Origin of the sequence: Halalkalibacter oceani (assembly GCF_023715705.1) — a bacterium.
Lineage (GTDB): Bacteria > Bacillota > Bacilli > Bacillales > Bacillaceae_D > Halalkalibacter > Halalkalibacter oceani_A.
Genome location: NZ_JAMBOS010000019.1, coordinates 1 through 18,399, shown reverse-complemented (window position 1 = coordinate 18,399; position 18,399 = coordinate 1). Strand labels below are relative to the sequence as shown.

16 protein-coding genes are annotated in these 18,399 nt (G+C 43.3%); 11 read left to right on the top strand and 5 right to left on the bottom strand.

The annotated features are described in order from the left end of the window. Nucleotides 1-12: 12 nt before the first annotated feature. Entirely contained in the window at nucleotides 13-1,122 is a 1,110-nt protein-coding gene (glgD, locus tag M3212_RS15410; protein ID WP_251194866.1) for a glucose-1-phosphate adenylyltransferase subunit GlgD, read from the bottom strand. Between the two features lie 13 nt (nucleotides 1,123-1,135). Further along, nucleotides 1,136-2,305 (bottom strand): glucose-1-phosphate adenylyltransferase, encoded by a 1,170-nt coding sequence (locus tag M3212_RS15405; protein ID WP_285874508.1) that lies wholly within the window; start codon nucleotides 2,303-2,305, stop codon nucleotides 1,136-1,138. A gap of 243 nt (nucleotides 2,306-2,548) precedes the next feature. Here M3212_RS15405 and M3212_RS15400 point away from each other — a divergent pair, with 243 nt between their 5' ends. The 6 genes from M3212_RS15400 to M3212_RS15375 all read left to right on the top strand — a co-directional run bounded on the left by M3212_RS15400 (nucleotide 2,549) and on the right by M3212_RS15375 (nucleotide 10,035). Beyond that, a complete protein-coding gene (locus tag M3212_RS15400) occupies nucleotides 2,549-3,247 on the top strand; it encodes a DUF2225 domain-containing protein (RefSeq protein WP_251194864.1) in 699 nt (232 codons plus the stop codon). Nucleotides 3,248-3,270: 23 nt separating this feature from the next. Next, nucleotides 3,271-3,729 (top strand): chemotaxis protein CheX, encoded by a 459-nt coding sequence (locus M3212_RS15395; protein WP_251194863.1) that lies wholly within the window; start codon nucleotides 3,271-3,273, stop codon nucleotides 3,727-3,729. Between the two features lie 288 nt (nucleotides 3,730-4,017). Then, on the top strand, nucleotides 4,018-5,562 hold the full coding sequence (locus tag M3212_RS15390; protein ID WP_251194862.1) for a bifunctional GNAT family N-acetyltransferase/carbon-nitrogen hydrolase family protein: 1,545 nt from the start codon (nucleotides 4,018-4,020) through the stop codon (nucleotides 5,560-5,562). Between the two features lie 198 nt (nucleotides 5,563-5,760). After that, nucleotides 5,761-6,273 carry a FixH family protein gene (locus M3212_RS15385; protein ID WP_251194861.1) on the top strand — a complete coding sequence of 171 codons (513 nt, stop codon included), beginning with the start codon at nucleotides 5,761-5,763 and terminating at the stop codon, nucleotides 6,271-6,273. A 128-nt stretch (nucleotides 6,274-6,401) separates the two neighbouring features. After that, nucleotides 6,402-8,051: a glycerol-3-phosphate dehydrogenase/oxidase gene (locus M3212_RS15380; RefSeq protein ID WP_251194860.1), complete on the top strand. Its 1,650-nt coding sequence runs from the start codon at nucleotides 6,402-6,404 to the stop codon at nucleotides 8,049-8,051. A gap of 232 nt (nucleotides 8,052-8,283) precedes the next feature. Then, nucleotides 8,284-10,035: a phospho-sugar mutase gene (locus M3212_RS15375; RefSeq protein ID WP_251194859.1), complete on the top strand. Its 1,752-nt coding sequence runs from the start codon at nucleotides 8,284-8,286 to the stop codon at nucleotides 10,033-10,035. A gap of 491 nt (nucleotides 10,036-10,526) precedes the next feature. On the opposite strand, the gene M3212_RS15370 is transcribed toward M3212_RS15375, so the two are convergent. From M3212_RS15370 to M3212_RS15360, 3 genes are read right to left on the bottom strand one after another with little or no spacing between them, the layout of a single operon-like run. Beyond that, nucleotides 10,527-11,582, bottom strand: a complete 1,056-nt coding sequence (locus tag M3212_RS15370) for a TRAP transporter substrate-binding protein (RefSeq protein ID WP_251194858.1) — start codon at nucleotides 11,580-11,582, stop codon at nucleotides 10,527-10,529. A gap of 55 nt (nucleotides 11,583-11,637) precedes the next feature. Beyond that, nucleotides 11,638-12,924 (bottom strand): TRAP transporter large permease, encoded by a 1,287-nt coding sequence (locus M3212_RS15365; RefSeq protein ID WP_251194857.1) that lies wholly within the window; start codon nucleotides 12,922-12,924, stop codon nucleotides 11,638-11,640. Then, complete coding sequence (locus M3212_RS15360; protein ID WP_251194856.1) at nucleotides 12,925-13,422, bottom strand: TRAP transporter small permease; 498 nt, start codon at nucleotides 13,420-13,422, stop codon at nucleotides 12,925-12,927. It abuts the gene before it with no gap. A 213-nt stretch (nucleotides 13,423-13,635) separates the two neighbouring features. Here M3212_RS15360 and M3212_RS15355 point away from each other — a divergent pair, with 213 nt between their 5' ends. The 5 genes from M3212_RS15355 to M3212_RS15335 all read left to right on the top strand — a co-directional run bounded on the left by M3212_RS15355 (nucleotide 13,636) and on the right by M3212_RS15335 (nucleotide 18,275). After that, a complete protein-coding gene (locus M3212_RS15355; RefSeq protein WP_251194855.1) occupies nucleotides 13,636-14,643 on the top strand; it encodes a LacI family DNA-binding transcriptional regulator in 1,008 nt (335 codons plus the stop codon). A gap of 183 nt (nucleotides 14,644-14,826) precedes the next feature. Continuing rightward, nucleotides 14,827-15,726 (top strand): CoA transferase subunit A, encoded by a 900-nt coding sequence (locus M3212_RS15350; protein ID WP_251194854.1) that lies wholly within the window; start codon nucleotides 14,827-14,829, stop codon nucleotides 15,724-15,726. Then, nucleotides 15,723-16,535, top strand: a complete 813-nt coding sequence (locus M3212_RS15345) for a CoA-transferase subunit beta (RefSeq protein WP_251194853.1) — start codon at nucleotides 15,723-15,725, stop codon at nucleotides 16,533-16,535. Before M3212_RS15350 ends, M3212_RS15345 begins: the two co-directional genes overlap by 4 nt. A 37-nt stretch (nucleotides 16,536-16,572) precedes the next feature. Then, nucleotides 16,573-17,499: a CoA transferase subunit A gene (locus M3212_RS15340; protein WP_251194852.1), complete on the top strand. Its 927-nt coding sequence runs from the start codon at nucleotides 16,573-16,575 to the stop codon at nucleotides 17,497-17,499. Beyond that, nucleotides 17,496-18,275 carry a CoA-transferase subunit beta gene (locus tag M3212_RS15335; RefSeq protein WP_251194851.1) on the top strand — a complete coding sequence of 260 codons (780 nt, stop codon included), beginning with the start codon at nucleotides 17,496-17,498 and terminating at the stop codon, nucleotides 18,273-18,275. The genes M3212_RS15340 and M3212_RS15335 overlap by 4 nt, the downstream gene beginning before the upstream one ends. Nucleotides 18,276-18,399: the final 124 nt, after the last annotated feature.

Below are 18,399 nucleotides of genomic sequence, written 5' to 3'. Positions count from 1 at the left end.
CTTCGTCGCAGTTTACATGACTTTGCGTTTGGCGATCAGGTAGGGACGCTGACTGGTGCCGCGGATGATGCGCTTCGGCGTAATATGTGCATCCTTGTCGGCGATAATCCGGCTGACATGGCTTCCTTCATGAATCGTGCTGCGCTGCATAATAATTGAATCGCGGACGCTAGCATGCGGCTTGATATGGACGCCGCAAAAGAGAATGCTGTTTTCCACCGTTCCTTCGATAATACAGCCGTTTGCAATCAGAGAGCCGCTTGCCTTTGCCCGCGTGCCAAAGCGCGTCGGCGGCTCATCCTTCACCTTCGTATAGACCGTTTGAAGCGCATGAAAGAGCTTTTTGTATGTCGCCGGTTCAAGCAGGGCCATACTGTGCTTATAATAGCTTTCTACCGAATTAATGACAGATAAATAGTCCGTGTAACGGTACGTCCCGACTGTAAGCCGGTTGAGGTGAGCGATAATACCGTCACGAAAGAAGTGGTGCTTATCGCGGGATAGGCAATCATCAACGAGCTCCAATAGAAGGGATTTCTTTAAAATTAGCATCCCCATATATAAATTACGATTTGCCGGATCGATAGCGGCGCCACTGACAAGCCCGTCGTCTGTCAGCAGAAGCTTCATTTCGTTATCGTGCTCGCTGCCTGGCGTAGTCAATGGCTGATAGACAACTGTCACATCATGCCCGGAATGGAGATGCTCGTAAAACAGGTCCTGATAATCAATCATACAAATATGCTGAGTACCTGTCAGCAGGACGTATTCCGCTCCGTCCCGTTCCAGAACATGGCGGTTGTGGCGGAAGTGCTGCAAATTGCTATCCGAATGTTCAGTATGGTCATGCCAATCCGGCGGCAGGATACATAAGCCGCCCTTTTTACGTTCCAAATCCCACGCCTTTCCTGTAGCTAAATGGTCCAAAAGGGAACGATATTTCTGTCGGGGGAAGACGACGATGTTTTCAATTTGGGCGTTGACCATATTGGACAAAACAAAATCAATAACGCGGTAGCGTGCGCCAAACGGGACGGCGGCCCCGCAGCGGTAAGAGGTTAATTCGTTTAAAACATTTGTTTCTTTATCATCCAAATGAATGATTCCGGTCAATTTTCTCATTTGCTCGCCCCAATCATAAAATTTTTTGTTGCAGCATCAGCGGAAATTGATTTTGTTTCGTGAGATCATCTTCTGAGTTGATGACGAGAATATCGTCGTTCGTCGATTCCAGTATTGTATGATCGGGAATGGTGACGCCTTCTGTGACGATCACCCGGTTGAGCGTGACATGCTTGCCGAGCGTCACGCCCGGCATCAGAATTGAATCAGTGACGCTGCTTCCTTCGTGAATTTCAACTTGATGAAACAGGATCGACCGTTTAACCCGTCCCTTTACAATGCAGCCTTCATTAATGAAGCTGTCTGTCACCTTCGCCGAAGGAGCAAGATAGTGCGGCGGCTGATTCGGGTTTACGGAGTAAATCGGCCAGTCCTTCTGATGAAGGGAAAACGGCGCATGATTGTCGAGCAAATCCATGCTTGCCTGCCAATAGCTTTCAATTGTCCCGACATCCTTCCAATAGCCTGAAAAGGGATAGGCAAACAATTTGCGCTGATCAGCCAGCAAGGCCGGAATCACATCCTTGCCGAAATCATGACTGGAGGTTGGGGTTGCGGCATCGCGGGCTAAATACGTGCGCAGCAGTGACCAGTTGAACAGATAAATTCCCATTGAGGCCAGATTGCTGCTCGAATGAAGCGGCTTCTCCTCAAATTGTGTTATCTCTCCCGTCGCTGATGTCCTCATAATGCCGAAGCGGTTCGTTTCCTCCCAGGGGACTTTAATGACAGATATCGTTACCTCGGCTTCATGTTCCTGATGAAAGGCGAGCATCCGGCGATAATCCATTTTATAAATATGATCGCCGGAAAGGATCAGAACATATTCAGGATTGAACTGCTCAAGGAAGTGCAAGTTTTGATAAATCGCATCCGCCGTCCCCTGATACCACGAAGCGCCACGTTTTTCAGTGAAGGGAGGGAGGCAGGTCAGGCCTCCTTGAGGGCGGTCCAGCTCCCATGGTGTGCCGATTCCTAAGTGGGAATTAAGCGTCAATGGTGCATATTGGGTTAACACACCGACTGTATCAATACCGGAATTCGCGCAATTGCTTAAAGGAAAGTCAATAATACGATATTTGCCACCAAAATATACCGCCGGTTTGGCTTGCTGATCGGTCAGCTTTCCTAAGCGCTTCCCCTCTCCGCCAGCCAATAACATTGCGACACACTCTTTTTCCATTGTCATCGTCCTCTCCTTCGCTTCCAGTCGTTACCGTATCGTGCTGTTCATGGTGCTAGTAGTCTATGAAATTGAAAGCGTTTACCATTCCTGGAATTGTCTTCTGGAGGTAAAATTTCCTGTTTTTATGAAAAAGTTATATGAAATTATTCCTTGTTTTTTCGTAATATATCAAAAAAACTCTAGTGTTACAGGTTCTTTTAGACTAAAATAAAACTAAACCAAAAGACTAGGGTGGTGCTCGTGACTGAAACGTTGACTCCATTTTATGAGAAAGAAGTCCGTTGTTTGAATTGTGAAAAGTCGTTTCACACGAGAAGAGTGCGTTCACGGTTTCTCAGAGTTCAAAAAGTACATCCGGATTTTTATGTGGAATATAAAGATCCGTCTTTAAATCCTTATTTTTATGAAATAGACGTTTGCCCTGCTTGCGGGTTTGCCTCGGCAGATACGTTTGAGCCCGGATTTCCACCCGGAACAAAGATGTTGATCGAGCAGCAGTTTCAACAATGGAATGCACAGGATTTTAATAAGGAACGGACAAGCGATGAGGCGATTCGTGCTTTAAAGTTAGGGATTCTCTCGGCCTCATTAAAAAAAGAAAAGCATGTTGTCATCGCCGGCCTGTGTCTCCGCCTCGCTTGGATTTATCGGCTTGAAGATCAGGCAGAAGAGGAAATCAGATTTCTTCGTCAGGCTCTGAATCACTATCAGCTTTCCTTTGAACAGGCAGATTTCGTCAGCACACAAATGTCAGAAATGAGAATGTTATATCTGATTGGTGAGTTGGCGAGGAGAGTGGGTCATATCGATGAAGCGATACGTTATTTTTCCCGGGTCATTCAACATAAGAACAAAGCATTTGAACAAAAGCTGGTCGAGATGGCAAGAGAACAGTGGTATATCATTCGGGGGCAAGAAGAAGCGGTTGCCAGCCAATAATGGAAAAGCTTGGAGGAATTAGATTGAACGTCAAACATGTAAATGCAATTTGTCGAGCTACAAAGGAAATATTAACAAACCACTTTGGATTGGCCGTTACTCCCATGGCCCCTACGGCAGGGTCCGGGACGGTGCCTTCCAATGAAATTGCCGTCGTATTGGGCGTTAAGGGGGAATTGACCGGCCAGATTGTCTGTTCCTTCTCATCCGGCACGGCAAAAAAAATTGTCAGTGTGATGATGGGCGGCATGGAAATTGAAAAGCTCGATGAAATGGGCTTAAGTGCTGTTCAGGAGTTTGGAAACTGGGTTGCCGGCACGACTGCGACCGAGCTATCCAAGGAATCATGTGTCATTGATGTCACACCGCCAATTATTAATGAAGGGGAGTCACGCTTCCATTCAGCGAATCCGTTCGTTACGGTTCCGCTTGAGAGCAATATCGGCTTAATTGATGTCCATATTGCCGTCAAGGAAGAATAGGACAGCCTGCTTTCTCCAATATCAAAGCATTCCGGCATTTTGCTAACATACAAATCTCCATTGAAACCATCTCAGGATGGTCTCGATGGAGATTTTGCTTATGTCGGCTTTCTCCGTTGGGTGGTGCGCATGTAAATTGACTCTTTCAGTATTGCTGCTCTCATAATGACTTCTTGCGATAACCGGAGAAAAATCGAAACAGAATTTTCATGATAAGCCAAGGAAAAATAGTGTTCATTTTTGCTGAAAAAGGTTACACTTCAAGGTGGTAGGAAAGGAGTTGGCATCATGTCGAAAAAGATTGATATGTCTAAATTTGAAAAGAAAATGATTATCCGCAACATCGAAGCGAAAGACTTCGATGCGATTATAAATATGCAAAAGCTGTGCTTCCCCAATATGGAGCCGTGGAAAAGGGAGCACTTGGAAAGCCATATTGAAATATTCCCTGAAGGTCAATTTTGCGTGGAATATGACGGGAAGGTGATCGGTTCCTGCTCGAGCTTAATCATTAACTTTGATGAGTACGATGATCAGCATACATGGGATGAGATCACTGATAATGGGTACATTACGAACCATGATTATGAAGGCTATAATCTTTATGGCATTGAGGTGATGGTTCACCCCGAATACCGTCGGATGAAAGTCGGGCGTCGCCTTTACGAAGCCCGGAAAGAATTGGCCCGCAACCTCAATTTGAAAAGCATCATCATCGGTGGCAGAATTCCGAACTATTACAAATATGCCAAGGAAATGACGCCGCGAAAGTATGTCGAAGAAGTGACGATGCACAATATTTACGACCCGGTTTTGACATTTCAGGTCATGAACGGTTTTTCATTGAAGCGGATCAACCATAATTATTTGGAAGATGATCGCGCCTCGATGCGCTACGCGACATTAATGGAGTGGAATAATATTGATTATCGTCCGACCTCGCCGAAGCGGCAATTTAAAACAGCTTTTCCGGTTCGGATCACGACGGTTCAATATGCGATGAAGAAAATTTCCTCATTCGAAGAGTTCGCCGTGCAATGTGAGTATTACACGGACGTGGCGGCAAGCTTTAATTCGGACTTTGCCGTTTTCCCGGAAATTTTCACGCTGCAGCTGCTGTCCTTCCTGCCAGAAAAAAGTCCGAGTCTGGCGATACGCCGCCTGACCGAATTTACTGAAGACTACATTGAGCTGTTTACGAATTTGGCGGTGAAGTACAATGTAAATATTATCGGCGGCTCGCACTTTGTCGAAGAGGAAGGAAAGATTTATAATATCGCCTACCTTTTCCGCCGGGACGGGACGATCGAGAAGCAATATAAGCTGCATATTACGCCGAATGAGCGCAAATTCTGGGGAATCAGTGGCGGGGATAATGTCAATGTTTTCGATACAGATTGTGGAAAAATCGCGATTCAGATCTGCTATGACATTGAATTTCCCGAGCTGGCGCGAATTGCAGTCAATAAAGGCGCCAATATTATTTTTACGCCATTTTGTACAGATGACCGCCAAGGCTATTTACGCGTGCGTTACTGCTCGCAGGCGCGGGCGATTGAGAACCAGGTCTATACCGTGCTGTCAGGGACGGTTGGAAATTTGACCGATGTTGAAAACATGGATATTCAATATGCGCAATCGGGGATTTTCAGCCCGTCTGATTTCACCTTTGCCCGTGATGGAATTGTCGGCGAATGCAACCCGAATATTGAAACCGTCGTGGTCGGTGATGTCGATCTGGAGATTCTCCGCCGCCACCGCCGCGCTGGCAGCGTCAACCAGCTGCGTGACCGCCGGCATGACATTTATGAGATCAACTATAAGCAGAAATAGGTTTCGAGGTGATTCGAAGAAGAGCGCCGGCTTCACTCGTTACGCGGATGGCTGAAAACGGACTTTTTTTCAGCCATCCTTAAAAGATTGTAACGGCTTCGCACGCTTCTGAGAAAAGCCGCGAACGGTTTTTCTCATGTTTATCTTCCCTTCTCGTTGGCAAAGCTTGAATAGACAACGAGAAGGAGGCTACATAGGGTGAAACTTGAACAACATGCATATCCGTCATACATGACGAATGCACTGCTGCTTGTGCTCTTTGTCGGAGCGATCGGCACAGTCGCCTACGTAAGCTCCGCCGTGCTGCAACCAAACTGGGGCGTGACCCTTGCCGTGAACGAGACATTCCAAACGGGCGAGGCGGTTGACTTCCAGCTGTTTGCCGAGGACGAGCAGCAGCAGCTGATCGAGGGAGCAAGTGTGAAGGCCGTCTTTGACCGGACTGAAACGGTTCATCAAATCGAGAAAACATTCCATCATCTCGGTGATGGCTTGTATGAAACAGAGGTTGTCTTTTCTGTGCCGGGGACATGGGTCGTGATGGTGGAAGTCAAAAAAGGGCGCGACTATTACCGCAATCAATATTTCGTTGAAGTGGAGGGACCGATCATCGGTGAACAAAACCGTGATCCCGACGATCATTTTTCGCTGGAGCAGCGTTTGCCGGAAGAGCTTGAGCAGCTGCTTGAGCTGCCTGTATTTAAATATTAAGGAAGGGAGTCGGCTTCTTAGGTTAAAAAAAGAAACCCTAAGAAAGCTGGCTCTTTCTTGTAGAAGGAAGAAAATTTTCGTAAGATGGAGAAAGTAGACAGAATCGGAGAGGCAAGGAGGAACCGGAGTTGGGACATACGTTTTCAAGTGAAAAAAGATGGAACTATATCGCACAGTTAAAACGGGAAGAGCTTGATGTCCTTATTATCGGCGGAGGTATTACAGGTGCAGGAATTGCGCTGGATGCCCAGGTTCGGGGGCTGAGAACAGGGCTCGTTGAGATGCAGGACTTTGCCGCGGGGACATCAAGCCGTTCGACAAAGCTGATTCATGGCGGGTTACGGTATTTAAAGCAGCTTGAAATGAAGCTCGTCGCCGAGGTCGGCCGGGAACGGGCGATTGTCTTTGAAAATGCTCCACATGTGACAACGCCGATTAAAATGCTGCTGCCAATCTACAAGGATGGCACATTCGGCAAGCTTTCCACTTCCGTCGGTTTAAAGCTGTATGACAAGTTAGCAGATGTCGCGAAGCATGAACGTCGCGATATGCTAACGAGACGGCAAACGCTGAAGCACGAACCGCTTTTGCGGACTGAAAAGTTAAAGGGTAGCGGGATGTATGTCGAATACCGGACAGACGACGCCAGATTAACGATTGAAGTGCTGAAGGAGGCAGTCAGACGGGGAGCCTGTGCCTTGAATTATCTGAAAGTTGAGTCATTGCTGTACGAAGGGGAAAAAGCGGTCGGTGCCCTCGTCGTTGATCAGCTTACCGGAGAGGCTCATAAGGTGCTGGCGAAGAAGATCGTCAACGCCTCCGGTCCGTGGGTTGATACGATCAGAGAGCAGGATCGTTCTAAACAAGGAAAAAACATTAAGCTCACCAAAGGTGTCCATCTTGTGATCGACGGGAAGCGTTTTCCTTTGCAGCAGGCGATTTATTTTGATACGGAAAAAGACGGGCGAATGATGTTTGCGATTCCCCGTGACGGCAAGACATACATCGGAACGACGGATACATTTTACGAAGGTGATTTGGCATCTCCGCGAATGACCAAAGAAGATCTCAATTATATTTTACGCGCCGCCAACTATATGTTTCCTTCGCTTAAGCTCTCACCGGAGGATGTGGAATCAAGCTGGAGCGGTTTGCGACCGCTTATTTATGAGGAAGGAAAGACCGCTTCTGAGCTGTCGCGTAAGGATGAAGTGTTAGTTTCGGATTCCGGTCTGATTTCGATCGCCGGCGGAAAGCTGACTGGGTACCGGAAAATGGCGGAGCGTGTAGTGGATGTCGTCTGTAAGGAGCTGGGGGTGCGTCATGACTGCGAAACAGAGGATATTACGCTCTCCGGCGGACATGTCGGCGGGTCGAGTGGCTTTGAAAGCTTTTTGAAAAAGAAAGTTGCGGACGGAGTCGCGTTAGGGCTGGCGGAAGACGAAGCGCGTCAGCTCGTGATGCGCTACGGGTCAAATGTTGAAAATATTTTTTCGCGGATGAGCTCGTTCCGTAAACAAGCCCAGGCTTTTCATTTGCCTGCCTCCCTTTACGCGGAATTGCGCTATGGAATTGAAGAAGAAATGGTGGAAACGCCACTTGATTTCTTCCAGCGGCGCACGGGAGCGCTTTTCTTTAACATTAAATGGGTAGAAACATGGATGGAGCCGGTCACCCGCTATATGCGCGATACATTTGAATGGTCCGAGGAAGAAACAGCGAAGCGAATTCAGGAGCTGGCAACGGAATTGTATTTCGCAAAAAATCCGGTTAATTAGAAAGAGACCGGGACAGAAGTTGAGAGGGAAATACACGGCAGTGGCTCCGATCTGCGCCAGCTTCAGCTTTACACAGATTGTGGCGGCTTTCGCTCATTGCTTGAGGCTGGGCAAAAGGTTGTTTTTTTAACCTTTTGCCCAGCCTCTCTTTTCAATTAGAAAGAGGAGGCATCAATTTTTTGGAGAAAGAATACATAATGAGAAAGAGGTGAAATGGCAGGAGGGAAAGCCTTTGGAGTGGAAGGAACAATACAAAAGATGGAGCTCTTATTCCGGCCTTGAGGCAGAGATGAGCGAGGCGCTGCTACAGCTGGCGGACAAGGAAGAAGAGCTGGAGGATTGCTTTTACAAGCATTTGGAATTCGGTACCGGAGGAATGCGAGGGGAGCTTGGACCCGGACCTAACCGGCTGAACCGTTACACGGTGAGGCGGGCGGCTGAAGGTCTTGCCCGCTTTTTAACAGCGAAAGGGGCAGTGGCGAAAGAGCGGGGCGTCGTGATTGCCTATGATTCCCGTTATCAATCAAAAGAGTTCGCGATGGAGGCCGCCTTAACGTTAGGGAGGCATCGGATCCGGACCTGGTTATTTGCGGAATTGCGCCCGACGCCCGAGCTTTCGTTTGCCGTTCGCTACTTGGAGGCCGAAGCCGGTATTATGATTACTGCTAGCCACAATCCGCCTCAATACAACGGCTTTAAAATTTACGGTCCTGATGGCGGGCAGCTTCCACCCGGTCCAGCGGAGGCGCTCGTTCGTTATGTAGATGCTGTTGAAAATGAGCTGGAGATTGCAGTCGCCGACGAGCTTGACTTGAAGAAAGAACGCCTGTTGCACATGATTGGCGCGGATGTTGACACCGCCTATCTCGGGCAAGTAAAGAGTCTGCTTGTTCAACCCGGGCTGGTAAAGGAGTGGGGCGGACAGCTCAGGATGGTGTTTACGCCATTGCATGGTGCTGCCAATCTTCCCGTTCAAAGAACGTTTGCGGAATCGGGCTTTTCCGCGCTGACCGTCGTCGCCGAACAGGAGCTTCCTGACCCTGAATTTCCGACCGTTGTCTCGCCAAACCCGGAGGAGGAGGAAGCCTTTGCACTGGCGATGGAATATGGAAAGAAAGAGCAGGCCGAGCTTCTGCTGGCGACCGATCCGGACGGGGACCGAATGGGGGTTGCCGTTCGGGATGTAAACGGGGATTATATTTGCCTGTCGGGCAATCAGATTGGAGCTTTGCTGCTTGATTATCTCCTTTCCGAAAAAAAACGGCAGCAGTGTCTGCCGACAAACGGGACTGTTATTAAAACGATTGTCACCTCGGAATTCGGCCGAGCGATTGCTGAATCCTATCATATGACGACACTCGACACCTTAACGGGCTTTAAATTTATCGCCGAAAAGATAAAAGAATTCGAGCAGACAGGTGAGCATACTTTCTTATTCGGCTACGAGGAAAGCTACGGCTATTTGATCGGCGATTTTGCCCGTGATAAAGATGCTGTCCAGGCGTGTCTTTTAACAGCCGAGCTCGCCGCTTATTATAAAGCGAAACAGATGAGCCTTTACGAAGGGCTGTACGCTTTGTATGAAAAGCATGGCTACTTTGAGGAAGGCTTAACCTCGGTCACATTGAAGGGCAAAGCAGGACTAAAAAAAATGGCCGAGCTTCTGAACGCCTTCCGCCACTCTCCTCCGGATATTCTTGCCGGGAAGCGTGTAACGACGATTGAAGACTATCAGGCGGCGTCCGCGCTGAATACGGTGACTGGAGAGACGGTGATTCTCGACTATCCCCGCTCAAATGTACTGAAATACAAGCTTGAGGATGACTCCTGGTTCTGTGTCAGGCCATCTGGAACCGAGCCGAAGATCAAGTTTTACTTCGGCGTCAAAGGAACATCGGAAGACGACAGCAGGCAGAGGCTCAAGACGCTTCAGGACGAGGTGCTGGAGCGGGTGGAGGGATTCGATGGCCGAGTTGACGAATGACTTCAAAGAGAGATACCATTAAATGTTCCTAGTCTTTATTGGCTCCTTTATTTAAAGGAAAGAAAGGTAGTTCGGTTATTTAGCAAAGGAGAGAAACTGAGAAAGTTTATCCCTACCCTAAATGAATGTGAGCTCTATTTGTTTTGTGCAAAATAAAAATACACAATGTTGCAGAGAATTTGGCGTAGCCCAACTTTACATGGAGAGGCGGGTATGATAGCCTTGTTTGGCTAAGCCAGCCCTTGATACAGCTGGCTTCTTGGCTTAGTAGTCATGCCCGCAGAGGCTCCATGTCAAGTTGCAATTCTCTGCATTCCCCGCTGCACAACTATGTATTTTTCAATTGCACAAAACACTCTATTACGAGATAAAGAAAAAGATGAGATATGTATAAGGGATATGTGTATAAAAAAAGCCTGTCGATTCCTTCACAATTTTCGACAGGCTTTTAAAAGTAGTTGCTCAAATGAGTATTTAAATCTTTTTACGTTTTACTGTGAACTTAGAACTTCTTGCATAACGCTGTAGATCATTTCACCTTTTTCACCCTGTTCCTCCGCGAACGTTTGATTTGCTTCAGCCACTGCTTCACGCCACTTCTCACTATCTGTTACTTCTACTAGCTCTATACCATTTTCTTCAAGTTCACTTAAGGCTTGCTCGTTCGCATCTTTAACAAGAGTCAGGTGATAGTCTGAGGCGTTAATAACAGCAGTTTCAATGATTTCTTGTTGCTCAGTTGAAAGGTTATTCCAAGCATCTAAATTGTAAATAATTGATAATGGTTGGTAAACATGCTCATCTAAAATATAGTAACTAGCCTGTTCATAGAAGTTTTCTTGTAATACGGAGTCTGGGGTTCCTTCCATAGCATCAATTGCCCCAGTTTGCAAACTGGTGTATACATCTCCGTACGGCATTGTAATCGCATTGGTACCAAGAGCTCCAGCCATCGAGACATAAAGAGTTGAATCCGGAACACGGAACCCTAATCCTTGTAGTTGGTCAATGGTTTCAACTTTTTTGTTCGACAAAATATTTCTAGGTCCATCAAAATACGCGCCAAGAAGTTTAAAGCCTTCTGCTTCACACATTTCACCAAGTTCTGGCTTAAGTTGTTCAAAAGCAGTTTGCAATTGATCAAGGGATTGGAAATTATACCATAACTCAAAGACGGCTGTTTCAGGAACATAGAGTCCAATCCCTGCAGTTCCAGAATGCATCATTTCTAATGATCCTTCATGAACTGCTTGAATATGATCTTGTTCGCTACCTAAACTCCCACCATGAAAAATATCTACAGTAATAGTACCATTTGACTTTTCTTCGATTTCTTCCTTTAGACTATCAAATGCTACGCCGTAGGTTGTATCTTGTGCATAAAAATTTCCAATTCTAATTGTTACCTCTTCGGCTTGCCCCATTGACCCATCCTCGTTGTTTGAGCTTCCGGATTCTTGCTCGTTGGCAGCGCTGTCATTTCCTCCACAAGCACTTAAAGATAATAAAAGTAACAAAATCCCCCATAACATCCATGCTTTTTTCATAAAACCTCTCTCCTTTTAATTTAATATGATTCACTTCGTTAAAACGAAGAAATCTCTAGTCCATAAATAAATTTGGAATTAATGTTACAGTTCCTGGAATAAGAATAACGATCAACAATATAAAAATAAGTGTTAAAACAAAAGGAATTAGAATTCGAAATGTACTAGCAATTGGGATTTGGCCAATACTTGCACTAATAAGCAACAAACCTCCAACTGGGGGAGTCACAGATCCAATCATTGAAGCAATAACTATTACAACTCCAAAAAAGACAGGATCAAACCCTAATTGCTCACCTACTATCGCAAGGGGAGTGGCGAACATAATAAGAATAGGTGTAACATCGACAAACATTCCCATAATAAAAATAAATAATATAATTAAAAGTAAACTTAATGTAGGGGAACTAGTAATTGTTTGTAAAGTATCAATAACGACTGTTTGGAACTGAGCTCTAACAAGTATGTTAGAAAAAATAGCTGAAGTAGCTAAGATTAAAAAAATGATCGCAGTAGTATGGGTAGAGCTGATTACAGCATTTTTGACTGTTTCGAAGTTATTTAATGTTCTGAATAAAATTCCGATAATAAAAGCCAATACTACTGCAATTACTCCAGACTCAGTTGCCGTAGCGAACCCAGTTGAGATTGAGCCAATAATCACAATAGGAACCAATAATGCGACAAACCCTTCCTTCGTCCTTTTAAGCAAACGTTTAGATTCAAACTTTTCATGTGATTTTTCGTATCCTTCTTTTCGACAAATAATATAGGATGTAACCATTAGGCCTAAACCCATTAGTATACCTGGAATAATCCCTCCTAGGAAAAGTTTTCCAACAGAGACATTAGTGAGAAATCCATAAAGAATAAAAAGCACACTTGGTGGAATAATAGGTCCCACTGTAGCTGATGCAGCTGTTACCACCACAGCAAAATTAGCTTTAAATCCCTTTTCTTTCATTGTGGAGATCATAGCTGTTCCGATTGCTGCGGTATCAGCAGCACCGGAGCCGGAAACCCCAGCCATTAGCATGCTTGCTAAAATATTTACATGGGCTAGTCCACCACGAATATGGCCTACTATTGCTTCAGCGAGGTTCAAAATCCTTATAGTCAATCCAGCGCGATTCATCATTTCGCCAGCTAATATGAAAAAGGGAATAGCCATGAGTGTAAATGAATTCATACCTGAAAACATTTGAGAGGGCAATAAAGTAAATGGAATCCCGATATCAACTAATAAAATTGTTGTTAGTGCTGCTAATCCGATACATATAGCAACTGGGATTCCCATAAAAACAAATGTTATAAGTAAGCCGAACAGTAACAAAACGACCATTTACTCTTTCACCTCCTGCTTTCTATAATCTGAAGTTTGAATTATGGTTAGAAAGATTACTTCAAGAATTAATAATAAAGATCCCAAAGGAATAAAAAGATATGGATAGACCATAGGTAGTTGTAAAATAGCAGAAAATTGACTTGAATTTGAGACAGCCATTTCATAACCATAAAAACCAATAAATGAAAAGAAAATGATCATTAGTGTATTATTAACCATTTGTAGTCCTAAACGAAATCTGGGAGATAACTTTTCTAATAGTAATGTGAAAGAAACATGCATACCTTTTCGAACTCCAATGCCAATGACTAGAAAGACAGAAGCAATAATTGAAAAGCGAGTTAATTCAGCAGACCAAGGAATGGCAGGTAAAAATGTAAAAGTTCTTGCGAAGGTTCCAAAAACAGTGGAAATAATTCCAATACAGAAAAATAGAACAGAAAAGACTTCGATTGTTTTCTCTAAATGATCACGTATATTCGAAATCACTTGCATTATGTAACCCCTTTCTTTTTTTGGACTCAAATTATCAGATGAGATAAATAAATGAGAAGATACTAATGAAAACGTTTTTAAGATGATTTTGGAATTCATATTAATCAATAATTGCTTAGTTGTCAACATAGAATTAATATTGACTATAAAAAAACACAAGTATAAAATAAGAATATAGCAATGAAAATGTTTTCAGAAAAGGACAGAAGAATAATGAAAGTTAAAACAATTAAAGATGTAGCGAAGCAAGCTGGGGTTTCGATCTCAACTGTTTCGAGGGTTTTAAATGGTTATAAAAACGTAAATCCTGAAACTCATGAATTGGTAATGGACGCTGTGAAACGTATTGGCTATTCTCCTAATGCTCTCGCGAGAAGTTTACGTAGCCAATCAACCCGGACTCTCGGGCTTATTGTAAATAACATACTTAATCCTATTTATTCGATTATGGGTCAGGCTATTGAAGATACAGCCCGTAATTATGGTTACCAAGTTTTTCTGTGTAACAGTGGAGCTAACCCGGAGTATGAGTTGCAATACCTTGAAGGGTTATATGAAAAAAAAGTAGATGGAATTATTATTGCTCCTACAGGGCAAAACAAAGAGAAACTAGAGTTGTATGTTAATTCTGGTATACCGGTTGTGCAGGTGGATAGATACGTTGCGGGGTTGGGAACCGATGCGGTTTTAACTGATAATGCAGAAGGGGCTTATAAACTGGTTTCACATATGATAAAGCGAGGATATGACAATATTGGCATCATTGTAGGAGTGCAAACAGTAACGACTGGAATGGAGCGTATGACCGGATACTTTAATGCTCTTGCTGAACACGGTTTTCACCCGAAATCTGAGTATATAAAAGTTGGTCACTTTGATGAGGGAACTGGTTATAAGGCAATGTTGGAGCTTTTAAGCTTACCTGTACCGCCAAGGGCAGTTTTTGTAGGGAACAATTTAATGGCTAAAGGGGCTATTAAGGCGATCTACGAAAAAGGGATTAGGATACCTGAAGATTTGGCGTTTGGTATGTATGATGACCCGGATTGGGCGGAAATGCACAACCCTCCTATTACTGTTATCAGACAACCTACAAAAGAGATCGGGGTAAAGGCAACCGATATTTTAATTAATCGAATTTTGAATCAGTCAAAAGAAAATCAAGAAGGTCTTAAGAGCGAAACGGTTCCTAGTGAATTGATTATCCGTAAATCAACATGATCTTCTTTTTTTACCCATCTATAAAAACGTTTTTATAAATAGAATTAAATTAAAATTGATAGAATAAAGGATTTTTATTCTTGTTTTTTAAAAAAACCTATGATATCGTTTTCATATAAATTTATAGTAATATTTCTAAAGAAGTTCCTTGTTACTCAACAAAACTAGAGAGGAGTTGTACAAATGAAGAAAAAAGTAATAAGTATGCGAGAAGCAATCTCGAATATTCGGAATAATTCCACATTGGGTATTGGAGGATCTTTAATTAGAAGACACCCAATAGCCGCTATACATGAAATTATAAGACAAAGAAAGAAGAACTTAACTATTTATGGTTGGAACAATGCTAACGATTTTGATTTATTAATTGCGGCCGGCTGTGTAAGGGAAGCTCATTCATCATATGTAGGGATGGCAAATGTAGGGCAGGCTTATTCATTTCGCCGAGCACTGGAAAAAGGAATTATCCGATTTATAGATCATTCTGAAACTACGGCAATTGATCGTTTTCGAGCTGGCGCATCTGGCGTTAATTTTCTCCCGTCAAAGTCACTGTTAAATTCATCGCTTTATGTTGAAAATGAATATACTAAGCCGATGAAATGTCCATTTACCGGAGAAGAGTATGTAGCCTTGAAAGCGTTTCAACCAGATGTAGCTATAATCCATGCACATAAAGCTGATGTATATGGGAATGTTCAATTGGATCGGAAACGAATGATGGATAATGAGACTGATATTTTAATAGCCAAATCGGCAAAGTTTACAATTGTTACTGTTGAGCAAATAGTGAGTGAAGATGCTATATGTTCAAGCCCAACTGATACAGTCCTGCCAAAACTGTTTATTGATGCAGTTGTCGAAGCTCCGTATGGTGCCTACCCAACTTCTTGTGACACACGATATGATTACGACCTTGATCATCTATTGTTGTATAACGAGAGAAGCAAAACTGAGGAAGGAATATCTTCTTATCTAGAGGAGTACATTTATCAAGTTCGAGATTGGGAACATTTTCTTGAAAAGGTTGGTATTGATAGTTTGATATCTTTGACACGGACTCAAGGGGTGCATCAATCATGAGAAAGGACTATACAATTTCAGAACTGTTAGCTACTGAGGTAAGTCGACATCTCCCAAACGGAGAGATGGGATTTATTGGCGTGGGTACAGGGGGAGAGGCGTTTATTATGGCAGTTGGCATCCCCGCAGTAGCATCTCGGTTAGCTCAATTAAGGAGGGCTCCAGATTATACAGTAATGTTTGGACCTATTATTGACCCATTTCTAGATGCTGAACACCTTCCTTCTTCTACAAATGAATTTGATTTAATTCGTTGGAAATGCAGATCGCAGATTCCTGTTGAAGATGCGTTAAATATATTCAAACGAGGTTTAATGGGAGTGGGGTTCGTGTCAGCCGCTCAGATAGATCAATATGGTAATTTGAATATTTCACAAATTAATAACCCAAATATTAGACTACCAGGCGCCTTAGCTCAAACTGATCATCAAGCATATGCAAAACAAACAATAGTATTAATGAAGCATAGCGTAAGGACATTTGTTCAAAAAGTAGATTATATTACGGGACAAGGTCATGAAAAGAGGGAAGGCCTCACGGGCGGTGGACCCTCACTCGTAGTAACTGATCTGGGAGTGATGGATTTTGATCCGTTAACCAAGAAATTGAGGCTGAAATCCATTCATCCAGGTAAATCAGTAGAGGAAATAATAAGTAAGACTGGATTTGAACTTAGTATTCCGAAGGACGTCACAGTCACCCAACCGCCGTCAATAGAGGATCTGAATTTAATCCGTCTACGAATTGACCCTGATAGAAAATTCCTAGAAGCTCGTATGTCTCTAGTACCAGCTTCTTTAGATTCTTAATATGTGAAATAAAACGTGTTTAAAGGAGGGGCAAGGTTTGGTAAGTAAAGAAATCACTCTGTTAGAAGCTGTATCAAAAATAAAAAATGGCACCCATATTTGTTTTAGTGGGTTTGCTCATTCAATGGCTCCTATGGCCTTTGTAAGAGAAATGATAAAGCATGGAATTAAGGATTTAGAAATTAGTGCTTTAGGGGAAGCGTGGGCAGTTGATATGTTGGCTGCAGCAGGAGCAATAAAAAAGATTCGAATGTCGAACTTTATGTTCGAAGGGTGGGGGCGCTGCCAAAATTTTTCAAGAGCCGTAGAGAATGGAGATATTGAAATTGAGGATTACAGTCATTTTGGAATGAGTAACCGTTTTTTTGCAGGGGCTATCGGAATTCCTTTTATTCCCATAAAATCGATGAATGGAACAGATATTGTCAATATCGAGACTTTTGATCAAGGGAATAAATTTAGACAGGCAGAATGTCCTTTTACAAGTGAAAGGGTAACACTTGTTCCATCAGTGCAACCAGAGTATGCGGTTTTACATGCCTCTCGGGCTGATCGTAATGGGAACGTCCAGTTGTTTGGAATTTCTTCCTCTAGTGAAGCAATTGCTAAAGCAGCAAAAAAAGTTATCGTTACCGTTGAAGAGATCGTTGAAGAAGAGGTCATTCGCCAGGACCCCCTTTATACGCTTTTGCCAGGTTTTCTTGTTGACGCTATTATCCATGTACCCTATGGAGCTCATCCGGCAGGGATGTATAAATATTATGATTATGATAAAGAACACATTGATGAATATATTCGGGCTAGCCGTAATGAAGAACAAATAAAAGATTATTTAAATAAATATGTTAGAGAATCTGAGAACCACAATGAATATCTGAAAAAGATTGGTCTCCGAAGAGTACTTCATTTACGTGCTGACCCATATTATGGGTACTCATTAAAGGCAAGGGGGGAATTGGAATGAAGGGTGGCCAAGCTAACCAAATAACAGCAGATGAAATGATGGTCTATGCTGCTTCAAAATTGTTTGAAGATGGAGAAATAGCATTAGTAGGGACTGGGTTACCGATGATAGCAGCTTACCTTGCTAAGCAAACACATGCTCCGAATACGACTCTTATATTTGAATCTGGAATTATGGATGCTGAAGCAAAACATATGGCATCTGGAGTTGGTGATTTTCCATTAGTCAATCGAGCTGTAAAAACGAGCAGTTTATTTGATTCGCTTAGCTTATTACAAAGAGGGAAGATCTCACTTGGGTTTCTTGGAGCAGCGGAGATTGACCCCTTTGGAAATATAAATTCCACAATAATTGGTAACTACAATGATCCAAAGGTTCGCCTTCCAGGAAGCGGTGGGGCCAATGATATTGCCTCTATGGCACAGCGAACAGTCATAATGGTTAAACATCAAAGAAGAAAATTTGTTGAAAAACTACAATATATGACTACTCCGGGGTTTATTGAAGGTCCCGAAAGTAGAGAAAAATATGGCTTACCTGGTAAGGGACCACAAAAGGTTATAACTGACTTAGGTGTGTTTTGTTTTGACAAAAATTCAAAACGAATGGTAATTGAGTCTCTTCACGAGGGTGTCACACTGGAAAAGGTGAAATCTGAAACTGGGTTTAATTTTGACCATATACCGATTTTTATTCCTACGACTGAAAAACCTGATACTAACATCCTTTCAATTATTCGAAGTCTTGACCCTGAGCGAATTTATATTAATAAGTAACTCAAACTTCGCACCTAAATAATTAGATGAGGTTGTTGATTTTGTTTGGGTTCTCCCTATTTCAATAGGAGCCTTGACATTATGCTTCATAAATACAAAAAACACCTCATTCTTTGGTATAGTG